Source organism: Telluria sp. ZB4P36 (assembly GCF_059685865.1).
The window spans coordinates 1-19550 of sequence record NZ_JCASIE010000025.1; the positions used below are offsets into that span (position 1 = coordinate 1).

Here is a 19550-nt window from a genome sequence, read left to right on the forward strand (position 1 = left end):
TCGCTTCGCTGACCATGCGCACAGCGCGCTCGATGACTTCGGGGGAATACTTGGGTTGCTTCTTCATAGCTCCATTTTCTCAAAGAATGGAGCCTCCACAAAACTCGGGGCGGTTCACGCCTGTCTCTGCCACGTGCTGAGGCGATGCTGCGATACCGCAACGCCGATCCCGCCACCTCAGCTACATTCCAGCTTTCCCCCACAAGGAGAGCATCAGTGACCCACAATCGCTACTACATCCGCGCCGGCGCAACGACCACCGCGGACGGAATCGTCAGGGCCACCAGCACCTTCACCACCTTGGACGGCCTGCCAGTCGCCTGCGAAGGCGATCCGGTCGATTGCCCGGCATGCGGCGAAGAGGGCATCATCCAGTGTGTCATGCCGCGCCTGCGCGACCAGTCGGAAGGCAAGGAGTGCGCCCTGAGCGACGACCTTTGCATCTGCGGCTGCGCGCCGGCGCCCAAGCTGATCGCCGACCAGTTCAACGACTGCCAGGTCATCCCCTGAACGTCCTTCCGTCTGGTTCCCTGTCGCCCGACAAGGCCCGCATCCCGCCCCATGCGCTGCGCCATCCTCGCATTCTTGGCCGGGACCTGCTGGCTGCAGACACGCGCCGTATTGCCGGACCCGGGCGTACTGGCCTGCGCCGTTGGCGTGGCGCTAGCTCTCTGCGCAACGCGAAAACAGCTGGCGATCCTGCTCGCTGCCGCCGCGCTCGGCGCCTCATGGGCGGCCTTGTTCGCCCACCTGGCGCTGGCCGATTCGCTGCCGCGCGAACAGGAGGGCAAGGATGTCGCCATCATCGGCACCGTCGACAGCCTGCCGCACGAGTTCGACGGCGGCTCGCGCTTCAATGTCCGCGTCGAACGGGTGTTGACGCCGGGCGCCACCGTGCCGCGGAAGATTGCCGTCTCATGGTACGGCCCAGTGGCCAGCAAGGACAGCAGCGACGCGGTGCAACCCGGCGAGCGCTGGCAACTGGTGGTCCGCCTGCAGCGCCCGCACGGCAACGCGAATCCCTACGGTTTCGACTATGAGGCCTGGCTGCTGGAGCAGGGCGTGCGCGCCACCGGCTACGTCCGTCCGTCCGGCCCACGCAACCTCCGTCTCTCCGCCTTTGTGCCGCGCCCCAAGCATGTGGTCGAACGCGCCCGCGCCGCGCTGCGCCGCCACATCCTCCAGCAGCTCGCGGGCAAGCGCTATGCCGGCGTGGTCGTCGCCCTGGTCATCGGCGACCAGCGCGGCATCCCGCAGTCCGACTGGGATATCTTCAACCGCACCGGCATCAGCCACCTGGTCTCGATCTCGGGCCTGCACATCACGATGGTGGCAGGGATGGCCGCATGGGCCATGTCCGCACTGTGGCGCCGTTCCTTCTTCATCGAGGGCGCCGCCTTGCCCCTGTGCCTGCCGGCGCAAAAGGCCGCGGCGCTGATGGGGGCGCTGGTGGCGCTGCTGTACGTGCTGCTGGCCGGTTTCGGCGTGCCGGCCCAGCGCACCTTCTACATGCTGGCCGCAGTGGCGGCGGCGCTCTGGCTCGGGCGGGTCGTCGCGCTGTCGCACGTCCTGTGCCTGGCGCTGGCGGTAGTCGTGCTGATCGATCCCTGGGCCGTGCTGGGGGCCGGCTTCTGGCTTTCGTTCGGGGCGGTCGCCATCATCCTGTACGCCGGCCTGGGGCGGGTGCGGGACGAGCGCGGATGGCGCCAGACGCTCGGCATGGCTGCCCGCACCCAGTACGCCGTCACCATCGGCCTGGTGCCGTTGACGATGCTGCTGTTTTCCCAGGTCTCGCTGGCCAGCCCCTTCGCCAACGCCGTCGCGATCCCGGTCATCAGCCTGCTGGTGACGCCGCTGGCCCTGCTCGGCGCGCTGCTGCCGGCGCCGCTGGCGGGCTGGGTGCTCGGCCTGGCGCACATGGCCATCGAACTGCTGGCAAAGGGCTTGGGCCTGCTGGCCGCCAGCCCGCTCGCGATCATGAACGCGCCGGCGCCGCAGCCCTGGGTGTTCGCGCTGGCGCTGGCCGGTACCCTTTGGATGCTGGCGCCGCGCGGCTGGCCGCAGCGGTGGGCCGGGCTGGCCGCCTGGGCGCCGATGCTCACCCAGCTGCCGAGCGCACCGGCCGCCGGCAGCTTCACGGTCACCGCCTTCGATGTAGGGCAGGGCATGGCCCTGCTGGTCGAGACCGGGAGCCACCGGCTGCTCTACGACACCGGCCCGCAATACGCGCCGGGCGCCGACGCGGCGGGGCGCATCCTGCTGCCCTACCTGCGCGGCCGCGGCATCGGCGCGCTGGATGCTCTGGTGGTCTCGCACAGCGATGTCGACCACGCCGGCGGGGCCCGCACCCTGCTCGAGGGCGTCGATGTGGCGCAGGTTCACTCCTCGCTGGGCCGCGCCCATCCGGTGGTGCGCGCCGCCGCGCGCCACAGCCGCTGCAGCGCCGGCCAAGCCTGGACCTGGGACGGCGTGCGCTTCGAGATGCTGGGGCCCACGCGGCAATCGTACGAGAACGCCGGCTTGAAAGCCAACGCCCGCAGCTGCGTGCTGCGCGTCGCGGGCCAGGGCCAGGCAATGCTGCTGGCCGCCGACATCGAGGCTGCGCAGGAAGCGCAGCTGCTGGAAGAGGCGGCCGGCCGCCTGCGCGCGGACGTCCTGCTGGCGCCGCACCATGGCAGCGGAACCTCGTCGACCGCGGCCTTCCTGGCGGCGGTGGAGCCGACGCTCGGCATCTTCCAGGTGGGCTACCGCAACCGCTACCGCCACCCCAAGGCCGAAGTCTACGAACGCTACGGCAGCCTGGGCATCCGCAGGCTGCGCACCGACGCTTCCGGCGCCGTCACCCTGCGCTTCGGCCAGGCGCTTGAAGTGACGGAGTTCCGCACGGAGCGCCGCCGCTACTGGCACGGCCGCTAGCGCGCAAGGCCGCAAGGGGAAGGCTGAGGCTGACCTGCAGGCCGCCGCCTTCGCGGTTCGCGGCCCTGATGCCGCCGCCGTGCGCCACCAGCACGTGGCGCGCGATCGCCAGCCCGAGTCCATGCCGTCGACCTGGTTCCGATGCGAGCGGAAGAAGGGCCGGAACACCTCGGCCAGGTCGCTTGGGGCGATGCCGGGTCCGCGGTCGAACACGTCCACGTGGGCCTGCCGTGCATCGGCATGCAGGACGATCTGGACGATGCCGCCGCTGCCGCCGTGGCGGATCGCATTGCGTACCACGTTTTCCAGCGCGCTCCACAGCAGGTCCGGATCGCCCTGCACCACGATCGGGCCGGGCGCGTCCACCGTGACGTCGGGCCAGCCGGGGCCGCTCTCGAAGCGGGCATCGGCGGCGATCTCATGGGCTAATTCGCTCAGGTCGAGCTGCTCGCGCCGGGCCAGGCCGGGCGAGGCTTCGAGCCGCGACAGCGTCAGCAGTTCGCCGACGAGTTTATCCATCCGCATGCTCTCGCGCTCGATGCGATCGAGCGAGGAAGCGATCTTGTCCGGCTGCTGGTGCGCCAGCCTACTGGGGGCGCATGACGAAGGCCAGATTGCGTTCGCCGGTGGGGCCCGCCAGCCGGCGGATGCCGCGCTGCGGCTCGCCGGATGCCAGCAGCTCGCGTCCCTGGCTGTCCTGCACGAACACCTGGAGGCGCTGCATCTCGCCCAGCATCCCGCGCAGCGCCGGCAGGCCGCCGTGCTTCAGGGTGGCGGCTTGTGGACGCGGGTGGTGCGGAAACCCTCCTGTTCGAGGTATTCGGAAAACATCCCGACGAGTTCGACGTCGTCGTCGATCAGCAAAACATGGTTCATGGCGAGCAGGATAGCAAAAGCCGCGCCACGGGGCCGCCGCCCAGCGGCGGGATTTACCTGGTTTTACGTGCCGGGTGCTCAGCCGTAAGGCGTGTAGGCGATGCCGTCCTGGAGCACGCCTGCCAGCGCCGCCACGTTCTCGTGGCTCTGGCTGAACTGGCCCAGGATGTCGGTGGCGCTGGTGCCCAGGTCCATGGCCTTGAGCCAGTAGTCGAAACCCGCCTGGTCGGGCGCGCGGTGCAGGATGTTCTGGTAAATCCTGGTCAGGAAGTCGCCGTTGGCCGGCTTCGCGCCGTACATGGCGGTGAATTCGCCGGACGCGATAAAGGCCGAGGCCACGTCGTTCAGGCTGGTGCCGGCGTCCATGCGGCTGATCCAGTACCCGAGGCCGGCCATGTCCGGCGTGCGGTTGAAGGCGGCCTGGTACAGGCGGTAGGCCTGGCCGGCGACGCCGTCGAGGTCGAAGCTGAGCATCGCGTCGTCGAACTTCAGGCGTTCGATGCCGTTCAGCGTATCGATGTCGGCCGGCCGGCGCAGGTCGAGCACGGTGCCGCCGTCCTTGCCGACGCTGATCTTGTAGTCGGCGCGCGTGCCGGCATAGACCGCCACGTCCTGCCCCAGGCCGCCGTCCAGCAGGTCGCTGCCGGCGCCGCCCGTCAGCACGTCCTGGCCGGCGCCGCCGTCGATGCGGTTGGCGATGTCGTTGCCGGTCAGGCTGTCGTGGCCGGCGCCGCCGCGCAGGTTCTCGATCAGGGTGCCGAAATTGACCGTCACTTGCCCCGCCTCGACGATCGATCCGGCCTTGGCGCCCAGGAAGCCCCAGTAGCCCGGGCGCAGGTCGACCGTGATGCCGCCGCCGCTGTCCGAGGAGGCGCTGCCGTCGACCGTGTCGTTGCCGGCGCCGTCGGCGATGAAGTTCGCCGTGGCCGCGCTCAGGGTCCAGGTGGTGTCGCCGGCCGCCAGCCGTGCCGAGGGTCCGTGGATGTAGTGCAGGGCCGCCAGGTCGAGCGCGCTGTAGGACAGGTCCAGCTCCTCGAAGGCATTATTGTAGGTCATGACGGTATGCCGGCTGGTGTCCTCGGTGCTGCTCAGGTAGGGGCCCGCGCCGACGTTGCCGAACGAGTCGGCATAGGCGAATGGATGCTTGAGGCCGAGCGAGTGGCCGAGTTCGTGCAGCAGGACTTCGACGCCGTAGTTGGCGGTGGTCGGCGCCAGGTTCTGCGCCAGGCCGCTGTTCAGCATCAGGAGGCGGCTGCTGGCATAACCGGAGGAGCCGTCCTGCTGGTTGTTGGCCAGGACCAGCACTTTGCTGTCGACCGTGTCCGTTTCGCGAAACTCCACGTTCAGCACGGTGCTGATGTAGTCGAATACCTTGCGGGTAAAGGCGCGCTGGGCGTCGTTGAACGGCTCGAAGCCCTTCTTGTCCTTGTCGCTGAAGAAGTCCGCGGGCTGGGCGGCGAAGTGGTAGTCGACGATGCGGGTGGCCCCGGTGATGCGTCCCACCGGCGCCAGCACGGCGAGCGCCGCGATCCAGTTCGGCACCTTCTGCACGCCGGGTGCCCAGCTCCAGTCCTCGACGCTGCCAGCCGGCAAAACCCAGTCGGCGAAGATCATGCCCTTGTCATTGCCGCTTTCGTCCCAGACCTGGTCCATCGCGCTGCGCACGTAATAGATGTCGTCGCCCGCGCCGCCAAGCAGCTGGTTGGCGCCGCTGCCGCCGTCCAGCGTATCGTTGCCTTGCTCGCCGAACAGCCTGTCGTGGCCGGCGCCCCCGATCAGCAGGTCATTGCCTCGCTGGCCCGCGAGCAGGTCGTCGCCGGCGCCGCCACCCAGCAGGTCGTTGCCGTCCTCGCCGAACAGCTGGTCGTTGCCGTCGCCGCCGTCCAGGTAATCGCCGACGGTGTCGGCGCCGAAACCCTTGGTGGCAGGATCGTAGACCTCGCCGCTTTGCAGGATGTCGTCGCCGTCGCCGCCTTGCAGGTTGTCCTTGCCGCCGCCGCCATACAGGCGGTCGTTGCCGGTGCCGCCGATCAGCCGGTCGCTGCCGAGGCTGCCCTGCACGTAGTCGTTGCCGGGGCCGCCGTCCAGGAGGTCGCCATCCTGATCCTGGACCACGGTGCCGGTCGCCGGGTCCAGGACCAGCCCGCTGTGGAGCTTGTCGTCGCCTTCCAGGCCGAGGATGACGTCGACGCCGCCTGCGCCGTTGATCCGGTCGTCGCCCTGGCTGCCGCGCAGGTCGTCGTCGCGCCCGCTGCCGGTGATCTCGATACCTTGCATTGCAATCTTTCCTTCATGAAAACACTATTGGGCAAATGCTATCATGCTGATTTCCATGTGGAAATATTTAACTGGGCATGTGGCGTAGATTAAGCGGGGTGCATACGGGGCGGTCTGGTGTAGGCACTCCCCTCTAAACGCGGCCCGCATCCTGGTCTCTTTCATTACAATGGCCCGTCGTCATTCATGCCATCGGGCCCTCATGAGCAAAACCTTGCTGCACTTCTCCCACGGGAACAGTTATCCGGCCGGCACCTATAGCCGGCTGTTCCAGGCCCTGGGCGAGCACTACGAGGTGCGCGCCCATGATATGTACGGCCACGACCCGCGTTTTCCGGTGGGCGACGGCTGGCATGGCCTGGTGGACGAACTGATTCACCAGCTGGAGGGCTACGAGCAGCCGCCGATCCTGGTCGGGCATTCGCTGGGCGGCATGCTGAGCATGATGGCGGCGAAACAGCGGCCGGACCTGGCGCGCTGCGTCGTCATGCTCGATTCGCCGGTGGTGGCGGGCTGGCGCGCCCTGTTGTGGCGCCTGGTCAAGCAGCGCGGCATGGGTTCGCGCTTTTCGCCGGCGCGGTTTTCCGAACGCCGGCGCAATGTCTGGCCGGACCGCGCCGCGGCCTACCAGCATTTCATCTCGAAGCCGATGTTCCAGGCCTGGGCCCCGGGTGCGCTCGACGATTACCTCGACCACGGCCTCAGGCCGCATCCGGACGGGGTGCAGCTGCGCTTCGACCGCGACGTGGAAACGCAGATCTACAATACGCTGCCGCACCACATGGGCGCGATCCTGCGCGCGCCGTACCCGCTGCCGATCGGCTTCATCGCCGGCACCACGTCGGAAGAACTGCGCCAGGCCGGGCTGGACGCCACCCGCAGGCTGGTCGGCAAGAACCTGGTGATGATCGAGGGCGGCCATTTGTATCCGCTCGAGAAGCCTGCCGAGACCGCGCAGCTGACCCACGAGATGATCGAACGGCTGCTGGCCACCGCCGGCGGCCGGCAGCGGACGGTGCCGGCGTCCGTGGTTTAGCGTAAAATCGCGGGATTGATTATTTGGAATTTCGACAATGGCTATCAAGAGCGATAAATGGATCCGCCGCATGGCGCAAGAAACCGGGATGATCGAACCTTTCGAGCCGCGCCAGGTGCGCGAATCGGACGGCCGCAGGGTCATTTCGTGGGGTACCTCGTCGTACGGCTACGATATTCGTTGCGCCGACGAGTTCAAGGTGTTCACCAACATCAACAGCACCATCGTCGATCCGAAGAATTTCGACTCGAATTCCTTCGTCGACGTGAAGAGCGACGTCTGCATCATCCCGCCGAATTCCTTCGCGCTGGCCCGCACAATCGAATACTTCCGCATCCCGCGCAATGTGCTGACCGTCTGCCTCGGCAAGTCGACCTATGCGCGCTGCGGCATCATCGTCAACGTGACCCCCTTCGAGCCCGAATGGGAAGGCTACGTGACGCTGGAGTTCTCGAACACCACGCCGCTGCCGGCCAAGATCTACGCCGGCGAGGGCTGCGCCCAGGTGCTGTTCTTCGAGAGCGACGAAGTGTGCGAGACCTCGTACAAGGACCGCGGCGGCAAGTACCAGGGCCAGCACGGCGTCACGCTGCCAAAAACCTGATTCGATTTTCGTGCTAGCCTGTCAGATATGAATCATATTGATGGGCTGAACCACGATGTCCGACTGCTGCAGCGGCGGCTGCTCGCCAGCTAAGCCGCCCGTCGATCCGCGCTACCGGCGCATCCTCTGGATCGCGCTGTGGGTCAACGCGCTGATGTTCGGCGTCGAGATCGTCGGCGGCTGGGCCGCGGGCTCGGTCGCGCTGCTGGCCGACGCGGTCGATTTCCTGGGCGACGCCGCCAACTACGGCATTTCCCTGTTCGTGCTCGCGCTGGCGCCGGTGTGGCGCTCGCGTACCGCGCTGCTGAAAGGCGCGACCATGGGCGCCTACGGCATCTTCGTGCTCGGCACCGCCTTGTGGCACCTGCAGGCCGGCACCGTGCCGGTGGCGCATACCATGGGCGTGATCGGCCTCCTGGCACTGGCCGCCAACTGCTTGGTCGGCGCGCTCCTGTACGCCTACCGCAATGGCGACGCCAACATGCGCTCGGTATGGCTGTGCACGCGCAACGATGCGATCTCCAACGTGGCAGTGATGCTGGCGGCGCTCGGCGTGTTCCAGACCGGAAGCGGCGTGCCCGACCTGCTGGTGGCCACGGTGATGGGCCTGCTCGGGCTGTCGGCCGCGTACTCCGTCATCACCCACGCGCGCCGCGAATTGCGCGAGGCGCGGAGGGCGCCTGCCGCGCCGCTCGAACTCAAGCGCCGCTGAGCGTCCCCGGCCGCTCCAGGTGGCCGAGCTTGTCCGGGTTGCGGGTGACGTAGATCGCCGTGATCTTGCCGCCATCGATCTCCACCGCCATGGCCTGCAGCATGGCGTCGTTTTCGCGGCTGAGCTGACCGGGCAGGCCGCCGATCCGGGTCTCGCGCAGCACCTCGGCGGTGTCCCATCCCGCTTTCTCCACCAGCGCAGCCAGCAGGCGCGCCACCTTGTCCAGCCCGAAGATCGGATTGAGCGCCGAGTTGCGCTTGCCGCCGCCGTCGCCGTAGAACACCACATTCTCCGCCAGCAGCTGCTTGAGCTGGGCCAGGTCGCCGCCGCGGGTGGCGGCGAAGAAGGCGCCGGCGATGCGGTCCTGCTCCTCGCGCGCAACCGGGAAGCGCGGGCGCGCGTCCTGCACGTGGGTGCGGGCACGGCTGGCCAGCTGGCGCGCCGCCGCGCTCTCGCGGCCGATGGCGGCACCCACTTCCTTGAAATCCAGGTCGAACACGTCGTGCAGCAGGAAGGCGGCGCGCTCCAGCGGCGACAGGCGTTCCATGGCCAGCATCAGGGGCAGGGTGATGTCGTCGGCCTCGTCGTCCGGATCGATGAAGGGTTCGGGCAGCCAGGGGCCGATGTACTGCTCGCGCTTGACGCGGCTTGATTTCAGCACGTCGAGGCAGAGGCGCGTCACGGTGCGCACCAGGTATGCCTCGGGTTCGAGCACGGCTTCGCGGTCGGCGGCATGCCAGCGCAGCCAGGCGTCCTGGACGACGTCCTCGGCTTCGGCGACGGAGCCGAGCATGCGGTAGGCGATGCGCGTGAGGCGCGGGCGGCGGGTGGTGAAGAAGGTGGTGGGGTCCATGCGCGCTAGCTTAGCGCAATGGCGGGACCCCGCGCAGGCGGAGCCCCGATTTTGCTTGCGTACCGCTTACGCGTCCTGCATCACGCAGTCCACGAAGTAGCCGCGCTTGCCGTCGACTTCACGCTTGACCAGCCCGTGCACGTCGGTCTCGAAGCCCGGGAAGCGCTCGTTGAAGTCGCGCGCGAAGCGCAGGTAGTCGACGATGGTCTTGTTGAAGCGCTCGCCCGGGATCAGCAGCGGGATGCCCGGCGGGTAAGGCGTCAGCAGGATCGCGGTGATGCGGCCTTCGAGTTCGTCGATCGCGACGCGCTCGATCTGGCGGTGCGCCATCTTGGCGAAGGCGTCCGACGGCTTCATTGCCGGGACCATGTCCGACAAATACATCTCGGTGGTCAGGCGCGCCACGTCGTACTGCTTGTAGAACAGGTGGATCTCGGTGCACAGGTCGCGCAGGCCGCGGGTCTCGTAGCGCGGGTTGGCCGAGGCGAACTGCGGCATCACCTGCCACATCGGCTTGTTGCGGTCGTAGTCGTCCTTGAACTGCTGCAGCGCCGTCACCAGGGTGTTCCAGCGGCCCTTGGTGATGCCGATCGTGAACATGATGAAGAAGGAGTACAGGCCGCACTTCTCGATGATCACGCCGTGCTCGGCCAGGTACTTGGTCACGATCGAGGCCGGGATGCCGGTCTCGCCGAACTGGCCGTCCAGCGACAGGCCCGGGGTCACGATGGTCGACTTGATCGGGTCGAGCATGTTGAAGCCCGGCGCCAGCTTGCCGAAGCCGTGCCAGTCGTCCTCAGCATGGATCATCCAGTCCTTCTGCTCGCCGATGCCTTCTTCCGAGGGCACGTCCGGGCCCCAGACCTTGAACCACCAGTCGTCGCCGAATTCGGCGTCGACCTTCTTCATCGCGCGGCGGAAGTCGAGCGCTTCGAGGATCGATTCTTCCACCAGGGCGGTGCCGCCCGGCGCTTCCATCATCGCGGCGGCGACGTCGCAGGAAGCGATGATCGAGTACTGCGGCGAGGTCGAGGTGTGCATCAGGTAGGCCTCGTTGAAGGCGTCCTGGTCCAGCTTGACGGTCTCGGATTCGCGCACCAGCACCTGCGAGGCCTGCGACAGGCCGGCCAGCAATTTATGCGTCGACTGGGTCGAGAAAATCATGGACTGCTTGGCGCGCGGGCGGTTCTCGCCGATCGCGTGCATGTTCCGGTAGAAGCTGTGGAAGGCGGCGTGCGGCAGCCAGGCTTCATCGAAGTGCAGGGTGTCGATCTTCCCGTCCAGCATCTCGCGCAGGGTCTCGACGTTGTACACCACGCCGTCGTAGGTCGACTGGGTGATGGTCAGGATGCGCGGCTTCTTGTTCACGGCATCGCGCGCGAACGGGTTGGCCTCGATCTTGCGGGCGATCGACTCGGGGGTGAATTCTTCCAGCGGGATCGGGCCGATGATGCCGAGGTTGTTCCGGGTCGGCATCAGGAACACGGGGATCGCACCGCACATGATGATCGAGTGCAGGACCGACTTGTGGCAGTTGCGGTCGACGACCACGATGTCGCCCGGCGCCACGGTGCTGTGCCAGACCATCTTGTTCGAGGTCGAGGTGCCGTTGGTGACGAAGTAGCAGTGGTCGGCATTGTAGATGCGCGCGGCATTGCGTTCGGACTTGGCGACCGGACCGGTGTGGTCGAGCAGCTGGCCGAGTTCCTCGACCGCGTTGCAGACGTCGGCGCGCAGCATGTTCTCGCCGAAGAACTGGTGGAACATCTGGCCGACCGGCGACTTCAGGAAGGCCACGCCGCCCGAGTGGCCCGGGCAGTGCCACGAGTAGGAGCCGTCGTAGGCGTAGTTGACCAGCGCGCGGAAGAAGGGCGGCGCCAGGCTGTCCAGGTAGGCTTTGGCTTCGCGGATGATGTGGCGCGCCACGAATTCCGGGGTGTCCTCGAACATGTGGATGAAGCCGTGCAGCTCCTTCAGGATGTCGTTCGGGATGTGGCGGCTGGTGCGGGTCTCGCCATAGATGTAGATCGGGATGTTCGCGTTCTTGTGGCGGATCTCCTGCACGAAGGCGCGCAGGCGGGTCAGGGCGAAATCGGTTTCCTCGGCCGAACCGCCGCCGAATTCCTCGTCGTCGATGGAGAGAACGAAGGCGGATGCGCGCGACTGCTGCTGGGCGAACTGGGACAGGTCGCCGTAGCTGGTCAGGCCAAGCACCTCCATGCCTTCCTGCTCCATCGCGGCCGCGAGGGCGCGAATGCCGAGACCGGAGGTGTTCTCGGAACGGAAGTCCTCGTCAATGATGACGATGGGGAAACGAAATTTCATGGACAGCTCCAAAGCGAAGCGCCGCGGAAGCGCTCAGCCCGGATCGGCTGGTGCGCCGGCCACGGCACCGGGGAAAAAGAGGAAACGGATTTTCGCAGAAATTACGCGCGCCGGTGCATTTTTTTTACAACTTTATCGACGAAACCTGATTGCAAGGGTAACCAGTGCGCGTGATGTTTGTCGCACTCTAGCTGGCGAGCCTGCGCCCGAGGCGCCGGAAGGCTTCCGTGAGGGCGGCGGCACCGACCGCGGCCGCCAGCGGACCGGCCGAGAAGGGCATCGGATCGGCCTGGATGGCGGCGAAGAAGGCGAGCGTGATGCCGAAGGCGGCGACGGCGCTGGTGAGGGTGAGCAGCCAGGTGCGGCGCGCCAGCAGGGTGATGGCGGCCAGCGAGATCGCGATCTGCTGCGCGACCGCGGCGGCGGCCCACTGGCGGTGGCGGTGCAGCTCTTTCTCGGACAGGATGTTCCATTCGTTCGAGGCGGTCTCGAAACGCTCGGCTTCCTTGCGGATCGCTTCCTTCTCGGCGCCGTAGCGGCGCATCTCTTCGCGATAGTGGGCCTGGTCGACGCCCGGCAGCGCCGCGGCGACCTCGGCCAGGTTCTGGCGGTTGGTCTTGGCCTGGTAGTGGCTCCAGGCATTGGCCGCGCTGGTCTTGTCGATCGCCGCATTGCTCTTGAACAGGGCGGCGTTATTGTGCGAGGCGCTGCCGATGAAGCCGAACATGGTGCTGAGGGTGGCCAGGATGGCGATCAGCACCGCCACCTTGCCGGCAAAGCCGTCCCCGCCCCGGGTGCCGGGGGTGCGAATTGCCTGGTCCGTCATGTCAGCGCTCCTTGCGGGTATAGGTAACGTAGGCGAAGTCGACGCCGTTCGCCTGGGAATGATGGGTTTCGCGCGCCGTTTCCTGCCACCGGGCAGGGTCGATCGGCGGGAAGAAGGTATCGCAGCGGAACACGTGATCGATCTCGGTGACGATCATGCAATCGGCCAGCGCGATCGCTTCCTGGAAGATCTGGGCGCCGCCGATGATGCTGGCCGGCTCGCCGTGCAGCAGGTCGATGGCGGCCTGCAGGGAGGCGGCGGTGTCCACGCCTTCGTGCGACCAGTCCGGGTTGCGGGTGATGACGATGTTGCGGCGCTTGGGCAGCGGGCGGCCGATCGAGTCGAAGGTCTTGCGTCCCATGAGGATGGGCTTGCCCAGGGTGACGCGCTTGAAGTGGGCGAGGTCTTCCGGCAGGTGCCAGGGCAGCTGGTTGTCGATGCCGATGCCGCGCTGGGCGTCGATCGCCACGACCAGGGTGAGGCGTGGCTCGGCATTGGTGAGGCTGCCCATGTTGTTACCGTCCCGATGTAATTGCAAGTACAAAATGTTGTCGCTTTGAAAGCAGAAAGTCAAGGAATATGTACGCCCGGGCTCAGACGGCGACGGGGGCCTTGATGGCCGGGTCCGGGTCATAGCCCGTGATCTCGAAATCCTCGAAGCGGTAGTCGAACAGCGAATCCGGCTTGCGCTTGATGACCAGGCGCGGCAGCTCCTTCGGCGTGCGCGACAGCTGCAGGTCGACCTGCTCCATGTGGTTGCTGTACAGGTGGCAGTCGCCGCCGGTCCAGATGAAGTCGCCCACTTCCAGGCCGGCCTGCTGCGCCATCATGTGGGTCAGGATGGCATACGAGGCGATATTGAAGGGCACGCCCAGGAAGATGTCGGCACTGCGCTGGTAGAGCTGGCAGGACAGCTTGCCGTCGGCCACGTAGAACTGGAAGAAGGCGTGGCAGGGCGGCAGCTTCATGTTCGGCACGTCGGCCACGTTCCAGGCCGAGACGATCATGCGGCGCGAATCCGGCGTGTTGCGGATCTGGTCGAGCACCTGGGCGACCTGGTCGATGTGGCCGCCGTCCGGGGTCGGCCAGCTGCGCCACTGGTAGCCGTAGATCGGGCCCAGGTTGCCGTTCTCGTCGGCCCACTCGTCCCAGATGCTGACGCCGTTTTCCTTCAGGTAGGCGATATTGGTCGAGCCCTGCAGGAACCAGATCAGCTCATGGATGATCGACTTGAGGTGGACTTTCTTAGTGGTCAGCAGCGGAAAGCCGGCGGCCAGGTCGAAACGCATCTGGTAGCCGAACACCGACAGCGTGCCGGTGCCGGTGCGGTCGGTCTTGACGGCGCCATGCTCTTTCACATGGCGCATGAATTCTAGGTATTGGCGCATTCGGAATGCCTATGGGAGACAGCCCGTCATTGTACCCGAGACCGCGTGCCAGTACGTCAATACGCTTGCTCCGTCACTTCGGCCTCGACCAGCTCCGCGAGCAGTTCGAGCGACTCCTGCCGGCCGAGGTAGCAGGCCTCCGCCGGGATCACCTCGGGGATGCCTTCCCGGACGATGTGGACGACCCGGCTGTCCATCTCGCGGACGGTGCCGGTGAAGCCGTGCGGCGGCAGCCATTTGGCGTAGGCGGCCGGGGTGGTGAAGGCGCCGAACACGCGCTCGGCGGTGGAACGGAAGCCGCGACCAGCAGCGGGAACCTGCGCAGCGGCCGGCGCCGCAGCCACTCCGGCGCGTGCCGGGGCGTCCCCGGATCGAGCGAGCGGAAGTCGAAGGCGGTCGCGTTCTGGTACAGCGCGATCAGGGCCGATGCGCATGACTCCAGCAGAGTTCGGACGCCGGATGGGCGTGGGAATCGGTGAATAAGGGAGGGCGCGCCACGCGCTAAGATGGGCCATTATCCTTTTCGGTCTTCTCCTCGCCACGCCATGAAGCTTCTCCGCACCCTGTCGCTGTCCCTCCTGCTGGCGTCGACCATCCCGGCCGCAAGCGCCGCCAACCCCTGCGCCGAAGCCTGCAGGCGCCTGGTGGGCGAAGCGGGCGCGCTGGCGGGCCAGGGCAAGTACCAGGAAGCGCTGCAGAAGTTCAAGGAAGCGGAGCAAGCCGAACCGCAGGCATCGGTCCCGCTGTCGGCGGCCGCGGCCCTCATCCTGCACCTGTCGCAGGGCGGCCCGGCGCTGCTGCGCATGCAGGCCCTGGCCCAGGATGGCGAGCTGGAGCCGGCGATCCTGATCCTGCTGTTCCGCCAGTCCCACCGGCCGGCCTTGGAGGCCTGGATGGCGGCCAATCCGGGCGGCGTAAAGGCATTCATCGACCGCTACGTCGACCGGCTGATGGACGCGCGCAGGCAGGTGGGCCAGGCGAAACGGGCAGGCGATCTTGACGCCGAACGCCGCGCCGGATTTCAACCGCCGCATGGTGAAGGACACGCCGTACGCCGACTGGTATGCGGCCTTGCCGCCGGTTGACGGCGGCTAAGCGAGGGCCCGCGCGAACAGGGCCAGCGCCGCATGGACCTTGTCGTCCGGCGTATTCAGGAGATTGTCCCCCACGTAAAGCTCGAAGGAACTGGTGCCGGGCAGGGCGGCGCTGGCGATGCGGTTGAACATCCAGATGCCGTGCTGCTCGGCCAGTTCGCGCCGGATCGCCAGCGCGCGATCCGGCGTCACCGGGAGATGCAGGTGCAGCATGTTCACCTGCGGTGCCGCGGGGTTCACGCGGATCAGCGGATGGGCCGCCAGCACCCGGTACAGGAAACGGGAGCGCTCCAGGTACGCCGGCATCGCGGCCACGCGTTCCTCGAACTGCATCGCCGCGGCGACCACGTAGGGCGAGCGATGGATCAGGTTGCCGCCCTGGCGCGGGAACCATTCCGCGGCGCGCTCGATGAATTCGCGGCTGCCGGCCAGCATCGCGCCTCCCAGGCCGCCGATGCCCTTGTACAGCGACGGTGGGCGGACGGGCGCGGTGGCCCGGGAAGATGGTGTCGCAGCGGCGCTGCAGTTCGGTGTCGTTCTAGGCGGGCTCCGGAAGAAGCCTGCCACTCTACACCGAACTGGGCGCCGTGGAAAAGATCAGCGGGTGCCGAGCGCCAGGCGGCGCGGTTCGGCGGCGACGCCGGCAGCACCGTCGTCGGCGAGGCGGAACAGGCGCACCGCGCGGGCCAGCTCGGCGGCCTGGTCCTGCATCGCCTGGGCGGCGGCGCTGGCCTCTTCGACCAGGGCAGCGTTCTGCTGGGTCGCCTCGTCCATCGCGCCGACCGCACGGTTGACGTGCTCGATGCCGCCGGTCTGCTCGACGCTGGCGGCGCTGATCTCGGACATGATGTCGGTGACCCGCGCCACGCTCGCCAGCACCTCGTCCATGGTCACGCCGGCTTCGGCCACCAGCCTGCTGCCGGCCACGACTTCACCGTTGGAGGCGTCGATCAGGGTCTTGATTTCCTTGGCCGCGGCGGCCGAGCGCTGCGCCAGGTTGCGCACCTCGCTCGCGACCACGGCGAAGCCGCGGCCCTGTTCGCCGGCACGCGCCGCTTCGACGGCGGCATTCAGCGCCAGGATGTTGGTCTGGAACGCGATGCCGTCGATGACGCTGGTGATGTCCGAGATCTTGCGCGAGGACTGGCTGATCGCATCCATGCGCTCGATCACCTGGGCCACCGTGTTGCCGCCCTTCTGGGCGACGCTGGATGCGCTTTCCGCCAGCTGGTTGGCCTGGCGCGCATTGTCGGCGTTCTGGCGCACGGTGGCGGTCAGCTGGTCCATCGAGGACGCGGTGCCGGCCAGGCTGGTGGCCTGCTCTTCGGTGCGCTGGCACAGGTCGAGGTTGCCGGCCGAGATTTCCTGCGACGCGTGGGCGATCTGCTCGGCGCCTTCGCGCACCTTCCCGACCACGTCCGACAGCTTGGCGCCGATGGTATTGATGGCGCCGGTGAGCAGGCCGATCTCGTCGCGGCGGGTGCTGGCGATGCGGGCCGACAGGTCGCCGTCGGCGATGCGCGCGGCGACCTCGCGGACGTCGGCGAGCGGGCGCGACACGCTGCTGCGCACCAGCAGGTACAGGATCCCCGCCAGCAGCGCCAGGGCGGCCAGGGCGAAGCCGATGAAGCGGTTGCGCAGCTGGCTGGCGGCCGCGGTGATCTCGTCGCGGTAGGTGCCGCCGGCGATGATCCAGTTCCAGTCCTTGATGTGGGTGTAGGCCACGAATTTCTCGCGCGCCTGTGCTTCGCCCGGATTCTGCCAGTCGTAGACAATCTCGCCGGTCTTCTTCTCGAGCATTTCCTTGATGAAGAGGCGGCCGTCGGCGGCGCGGCTGGCGAGCAGGTTGCTGCCTTCCTTGGCCGGGTGGACGATCAGGTCGCCGTAGGTCTTGCCGGGCGCGGCGCTCAGCACATAGAAGTAGCCGGTCTCGCCGACCTTGATGGCACGGATGCGGTCCTTCAGCAGCTTCATGTCGTCGGCGATGTCGACGCCCACGTAGAGTACCGCCACCACCTTGCCGGCGGCGTCGCGCGCGGGTTCGTACTGGGTGATGTACTGCTTGCCGAACAGGGTCACCAGGCCGATGTAGGTGCGGCCGTCGCGCAGCACGGCGTAGGCCGGGCTGTTGCGGTCGAGTTTGGTGCCGATGGCGCGCTCGCCGTTTTCCTTCTTGACCGAGGTGGTCACGCGCACGAAGTCCTCGCCGTCGACCGCGAAGATGGTCGCATTGCCGGCGGTGTGCGCGGTGAAGGCGTCGGGGGCGCTGAAATCGAGGTTCAGCGGCTTGCCGTCGAGCTTGAGCGTGGGCGTGGCGGTGCCGTTGATGTCCACCGTGGTCGCAGGGTCCAGCTCGAGGGTCCCGGGGACCGAGTTCCTGAAGATGTGGCCGAAGCTTTTCGCCGAGCTGCTGACGCTCTTGTTGAACAGCTCCACCGTGTTGGCGACGCTGCGCAGTTCGCTGGAGACGCTCTGGCGGGCGCGCGCTTCCAGCATCGCCGAGGTGCTGAAGGTAATGGCCGCGAGCAGGGCGGCGATGACGCTGCCCATCAGTACGAAGGTGATCGCGCTGATGCGGGTGCCGACGTTCCAGTTGGCGGGGTGGTAGCTAGAGGTGTTCATGGAGGATGGCCGCAAGGTAGACATGGCCATCATACAGTTGGACATTTCTCTATCGCAACGAAGCTTTCTCAAAATGACAAGAAAACGGCGTATGGGAACAACACAAGTGCTTGAATTTCAACGATTTTTATGTCAGTCGAACAAGTTCTGCACTCACGCCGGCTGGTGCATGGGCGCGTGCGCCTGGAACTGCAGCGCCGCCAGGTTCGCATACACGCCGCCATGGGCGACCAGCGCCGCATGGGTACCCGATTCCACCACCCGGCCTTCGTCCAGCACGATGATGCGGTCGGCGCGCTGCACCGTCGCCAGGCGGTGCGCGATGATGATGGTGGTGCGCCCGACCATCGCCGCTTCGAGGGCGCGCTGCACCAGGCGTTCCGACTCGGCGTCGAGCGCGCTGGTGGCTTCGTCGAGCAGCAGCAGCGGCGGGTTCTTGAGCAGGGCGCGCGCGATCGCGATGCGCTGGCGCTGGCCACCGGACAGGCGCACGCCGCGCTCGCCCAGGAAAGAGCCGTAGCCCTGCGGCAGGCGCTCGATGAATTCATGGGCGGCGGCCATCCTGGCGGCCGCGATCACTTCCTCGTCGCTGGCCTCGGGACGGCCGTAGCGGATGTTCTCCATCGCGCTGCCCGAGAAGATGACGGTGTCCTGCGGGACGATGCCGATCGCCCCGCGCAGCGTGTGCAGGGACAGGTCGCGGATGTCGATGCCGTCCAGGCGGATGGCGCCCGCCTGCGGATCGTAGAAGCGCAGCAGCAGCTGGAACAAGGTGGTCTTGCCGGCGCCCGAAGGGCCGACCAGGGCGACCGTTTCGCCGGCCGCGATGTCGAGCTTCAGGTGCGACAGCGCCGCGGCGTCGAGGCGCGACGGGTAGCTGAAGCTGACGTCGTCGAGGCTGACGCGGGCGCCGTTGGCAAGGCGCGGGGGCAAGGCCCGTGGGTGCGCCGGGTCCTGGATGTCGGAGCGCGCGGCCAGCAGTTCCAGCAGGCGCTCGGTGGCGCCGGCGGCGCGCTGGGCTTCGCCCATCACCTCCGACAAGGCGCCGACCGAGCCGGCCACGATCGCGGCGTACAGGATGAACTGGCCGAGGTCGCCGCCGGTCATGCTGCCGGCCAGGACGGCGTGGGCGCCGAGCCAGAGCACGAACACGATGGCGCCGAATACCAGCACGATGGCCAGCATGGTGAGCGTCGCGCGCGCGCGGATGCGGCGGATCGCGGTCTGGAAAGCGCCGTCGACCGACTTCTGGAAGCGCAAGGCTTCGAGCTCTTCGTGGGTGAAGGACTGCACCGTGGGCATGGCATTCAGGATCTCGCCGGCCAGCGCCGACGCGTCGGCGATGCGGTCCTGCGAATCGCGCGAGAGCTGGCGCACGCGGCGGCCGAACAGCACGATCGGCAGCACCACCAGCACCAGCAGGCCAAGGATGATGGCAGTGAGCTTCGGGCTGGTCACGAACAGCATCACCAGGCCGCCCGCGAACAGCAGGGTATTGCGCAGTGCCAGCGAGATGCTGGTGCCGACCACGGTCTGGATCAGGGTGGTGTCGGTAGTCAGGCGCGACAGCACCTCGCCGGTGCGGCTGGTCTCGAAGAACTCGGGACTCTGGTGCACCACGTGGCGGTAGACGGCGGCGCGGATGTCGGCGACCACGCGCTCGCCCAGCCAGGACACGGTGAAGAAGCGCGCGGCGGTGGCGACAGCCAGCACCGCGGCCACGCCGAACAGGGCCAGGAAGGTGGCATCTACGTGCGCGATGCTCCGGCCCCCTGCGCTGGCTCCGAAGCCGTGGTCGATCATCTGCTTGAACGCGGCCGGAATCGCCAGCGTGGCGCCGGCCGCGAACAGCAGCGCGATGCCGGCCAACACGAACTGGCGGCGGTAGGGGCGCAGGAAGGGCAGGAGCCCTTTGAAAGCGGCCAGGCTGCTTTTGCGGGAAGGAGTGGATTCTGCGGAATCGGTGGTGCCGGTGGAGCGGGAGGTCATCGTCTCGGTGCGGGTTCTTGTTTCTTGTTCGT

17 protein-coding genes and 2 pseudogenes are annotated in these 19550 nt (G+C 67.4%); 6 read left to right on the forward strand and 13 right to left on the reverse strand.

The annotated features are described in order from the left end of the window. Nucleotides 1-216: 216 nt before the first annotated feature. Both AC56LK_RS22575 and AC56LK_RS22580 read left to right on the forward strand, forming a co-directional pair. A complete protein-coding gene (locus tag AC56LK_RS22575) occupies nt 217-510 on the forward strand; it encodes a PAAR domain-containing protein (protein WP_497186713.1) in 294 nt (97 codons plus the stop codon). Between the two features lie 51 nt (nt 511-561). Continuing rightward, complete coding sequence (locus tag AC56LK_RS22580) at nt 562-2916, forward strand: DNA internalization-related competence protein ComEC/Rec2 (RefSeq protein ID WP_497186714.1); 2355 nt, start codon at nt 562-564, stop codon at nt 2914-2916. Here the strand turns inward: AC56LK_RS22580 and AC56LK_RS22585 are convergent. The 4 genes and pseudogenes from AC56LK_RS22585 to AC56LK_RS22600 form a co-directional block, all read right to left on the reverse strand. Then, a pseudogene (locus tag AC56LK_RS22585) lies at nt 2840-3441 on the reverse strand (sensor histidine kinase). The gene AC56LK_RS22580 and the pseudogene AC56LK_RS22585 overlap by 77 nt on opposite strands. A 61-nt stretch (nt 3442-3502) precedes the next feature. After that, on the reverse strand, nt 3503-3652 hold the full coding sequence (locus AC56LK_RS22590) for a hypothetical protein (protein ID WP_497186715.1): 150 nt from the start codon (nt 3650-3652) through the stop codon (nt 3503-3505). A 62-nt stretch (nt 3653-3714) separates the two neighbouring features. Continuing rightward, nucleotides 3715-3792: pseudogene (locus AC56LK_RS22595) on the reverse strand (DNA-binding response regulator); the annotation flags it as partial. 78 nt (nt 3793-3870) lie between these two features. Further along, complete coding sequence (locus AC56LK_RS22600; protein WP_497186716.1) at nt 3871-6069, reverse strand: DUF4214 domain-containing protein; 2199 nt, start codon at nt 6067-6069, stop codon at nt 3871-3873. 202 nt (nt 6070-6271) lie between these two features. Between AC56LK_RS22600 and AC56LK_RS22605 the strand changes: the two genes are divergently transcribed. Genes AC56LK_RS22605 through AC56LK_RS22615 form a run of 3 tightly spaced genes read left to right on the forward strand, consistent with a single transcriptional unit; the run spans nt 6272 to nt 8421 of the window. Next, nucleotides 6272-7105 (forward strand): alpha/beta fold hydrolase, encoded by an 834-nt coding sequence (locus AC56LK_RS22605; RefSeq protein ID WP_497186717.1) that lies wholly within the window; start codon nt 6272-6274, stop codon nt 7103-7105. Nucleotides 7106-7142: 37 nt separating this feature from the next. Then, complete coding sequence (gene dcd / locus AC56LK_RS22610) at nt 7143-7709, forward strand: dCTP deaminase (protein WP_497186718.1); 567 nt, start codon at nt 7143-7145, stop codon at nt 7707-7709. Nucleotides 7710-7764: 55 nt separating this feature from the next. Next, the gene (locus AC56LK_RS22615) at nt 7765-8421 is read left to right on the forward strand and encodes a cation efflux transmembrane domain-containing protein (RefSeq protein ID WP_497186719.1); all 657 of its coding nucleotides are present in this window, start codon (nt 7765-7767) and stop codon (nt 8419-8421) included. Here AC56LK_RS22615 and AC56LK_RS22620 read toward each other — a convergent pair. The 6 genes from AC56LK_RS22620 to AC56LK_RS22645 form a co-directional block, all read right to left on the reverse strand. After that, on the reverse strand, nt 8408-9274 hold the full coding sequence (locus AC56LK_RS22620) for a sigma-70 family RNA polymerase sigma factor (protein ID WP_497186720.1): 867 nt from the start codon (nt 9272-9274) through the stop codon (nt 8408-8410). The genes AC56LK_RS22615 and AC56LK_RS22620 overlap by 14 nt on opposite strands. A 66-nt stretch (nt 9275-9340) precedes the next feature. Beyond that, nucleotides 9341-11599 (reverse strand): Orn/Lys/Arg family decarboxylase, encoded by a 2259-nt coding sequence (locus tag AC56LK_RS22625; protein WP_497186721.1) that lies wholly within the window; start codon nt 11597-11599, stop codon nt 9341-9343. Nucleotides 11600-11786: 187 nt separating this feature from the next. After that, nucleotides 11787-12425, reverse strand: coding sequence for a DUF4337 family protein (locus AC56LK_RS22630; RefSeq protein ID WP_497186722.1), 639 nt, complete (start codon nt 12423-12425; stop codon nt 11787-11789). Between the two features lies 1 nt (nt 12426). Continuing rightward, entirely contained in the window at nt 12427-12936 is a 510-nt protein-coding gene (locus tag AC56LK_RS22635; RefSeq protein ID WP_497186723.1) for a dihydrofolate reductase, read from the reverse strand. Between the two features lie 82 nt (nt 12937-13018). Next, a complete protein-coding gene (gene thyA / locus AC56LK_RS22640) occupies nt 13019-13813 on the reverse strand; it encodes a thymidylate synthase (protein WP_497186724.1) in 795 nt (264 codons plus the stop codon). A gap of 56 nt (nt 13814-13869) precedes the next feature. Further along, entirely contained in the window at nt 13870-14247 is a 378-nt protein-coding gene (locus tag AC56LK_RS22645) for an SRPBCC family protein (protein WP_497186725.1), read from the reverse strand. Between the two features lie 111 nt (nt 14248-14358). Between AC56LK_RS22645 and AC56LK_RS22650 the strand changes: the two genes are divergently transcribed. Then, on the forward strand, nt 14359-14898 hold the full coding sequence (locus tag AC56LK_RS22650; protein ID WP_497186726.1) for a hypothetical protein: 540 nt from the start codon (nt 14359-14361) through the stop codon (nt 14896-14898). 6 nt (nt 14899-14904) lie between these two features. On the opposite strand, the gene AC56LK_RS22655 is transcribed toward AC56LK_RS22650, so the two are convergent. The 3 genes from AC56LK_RS22655 to AC56LK_RS22665 all read right to left on the reverse strand — a co-directional run bounded on the left by AC56LK_RS22655 (nt 14905) and on the right by AC56LK_RS22665 (nt 19518). Then, nucleotides 14905-15342 carry a hypothetical protein gene (locus tag AC56LK_RS22655; protein ID WP_497186727.1) on the reverse strand — a complete coding sequence of 146 codons (438 nt, stop codon included), beginning with the start codon at nt 15340-15342 and terminating at the stop codon, nt 14905-14907. 162 nt (nt 15343-15504) lie between these two features. Then, nucleotides 15505-17529 (reverse strand): methyl-accepting chemotaxis protein, encoded by a 2025-nt coding sequence (locus AC56LK_RS22660; protein ID WP_497186728.1) that lies wholly within the window; start codon nt 17527-17529, stop codon nt 15505-15507. Nucleotides 17530-17682: 153 nt separating this feature from the next. Beyond that, nucleotides 17683-19518, reverse strand: coding sequence for an ABC transporter transmembrane domain-containing protein (locus AC56LK_RS22665; RefSeq protein WP_497186729.1), 1836 nt, complete (start codon nt 19516-19518; stop codon nt 17683-17685). Nucleotides 19519-19550: the final 32 nt, after the last annotated feature.

Coding starts and splice junctions, on each gene's coding strand:
- AC56LK_RS22580 (WP_497186714.1), top strand. CDS start 562: ATGCGCTGCGCCATCCTCGCATTCTTGGCCGGGACCTGCTGGCTGCAG.
- AC56LK_RS22590 (WP_497186715.1), bottom strand. CDS start 3,652: ATGCTGGGCGAGATGCAGCGCCTCCAGGTGTTCGTGCAGGACAGCCAG.
- AC56LK_RS22600 (WP_497186716.1), bottom strand. CDS start 6,069: ATGCAAGGTATCGAGATCACCGGCAGCGGGCGCGACGACGACCTGCGC.
- AC56LK_RS22605 (WP_497186717.1), top strand. CDS start 6,272: ATGAGCAAAACCTTGCTGCACTTCTCCCACGGGAACAGTTATCCGGCC.
- dcd (WP_497186718.1), top strand. CDS start 7,143: ATGGCTATCAAGAGCGATAAATGGATCCGCCGCATGGCGCAAGAAACC.
- AC56LK_RS22615 (WP_497186719.1), top strand. CDS start 7,765: ATGTCCGACTGCTGCAGCGGCGGCTGCTCGCCAGCTAAGCCGCCCGTC.
- AC56LK_RS22620 (WP_497186720.1), bottom strand. CDS start 9,274: ATGGACCCCACCACCTTCTTCACCACCCGCCGCCCGCGCCTCACGCGC.
- AC56LK_RS22625 (WP_497186721.1), bottom strand. CDS start 11,599: ATGAAATTTCGTTTCCCCATCGTCATCATTGACGAGGACTTCCGTTCC.
- AC56LK_RS22630 (WP_497186722.1), bottom strand. CDS start 12,425: ATGACGGACCAGGCAATTCGCACCCCCGGCACCCGGGGCGGGGACGGC.
- AC56LK_RS22635 (WP_497186723.1), bottom strand. CDS start 12,936: ATGGGCAGCCTCACCAATGCCGAGCCACGCCTCACCCTGGTCGTGGCG.
- thyA (WP_497186724.1), bottom strand. CDS start 13,813: ATGCGCCAATACCTAGAATTCATGCGCCATGTGAAAGAGCATGGCGCC.
- AC56LK_RS22645 (WP_497186725.1), bottom strand. CDS start 14,247: ATGCGCATCGGCCCTGATCGCGCTGTACCAGAACGCGACCGCCTTCGA.
- AC56LK_RS22650 (WP_497186726.1), top strand. CDS start 14,359: ATGAAGCTTCTCCGCACCCTGTCGCTGTCCCTCCTGCTGGCGTCGACC.
- AC56LK_RS22655 (WP_497186727.1), bottom strand. CDS start 15,342: ATGCTGGCCGGCAGCCGCGAATTCATCGAGCGCGCCGCGGAATGGTTC.
- AC56LK_RS22660 (WP_497186728.1), bottom strand. CDS start 17,529: ATGAACACCTCTAGCTACCACCCCGCCAACTGGAACGTCGGCACCCGC.
- AC56LK_RS22665 (WP_497186729.1), bottom strand. CDS start 19,518: ATGACCTCCCGCTCCACCGGCACCACCGATTCCGCAGAATCCACTCCT.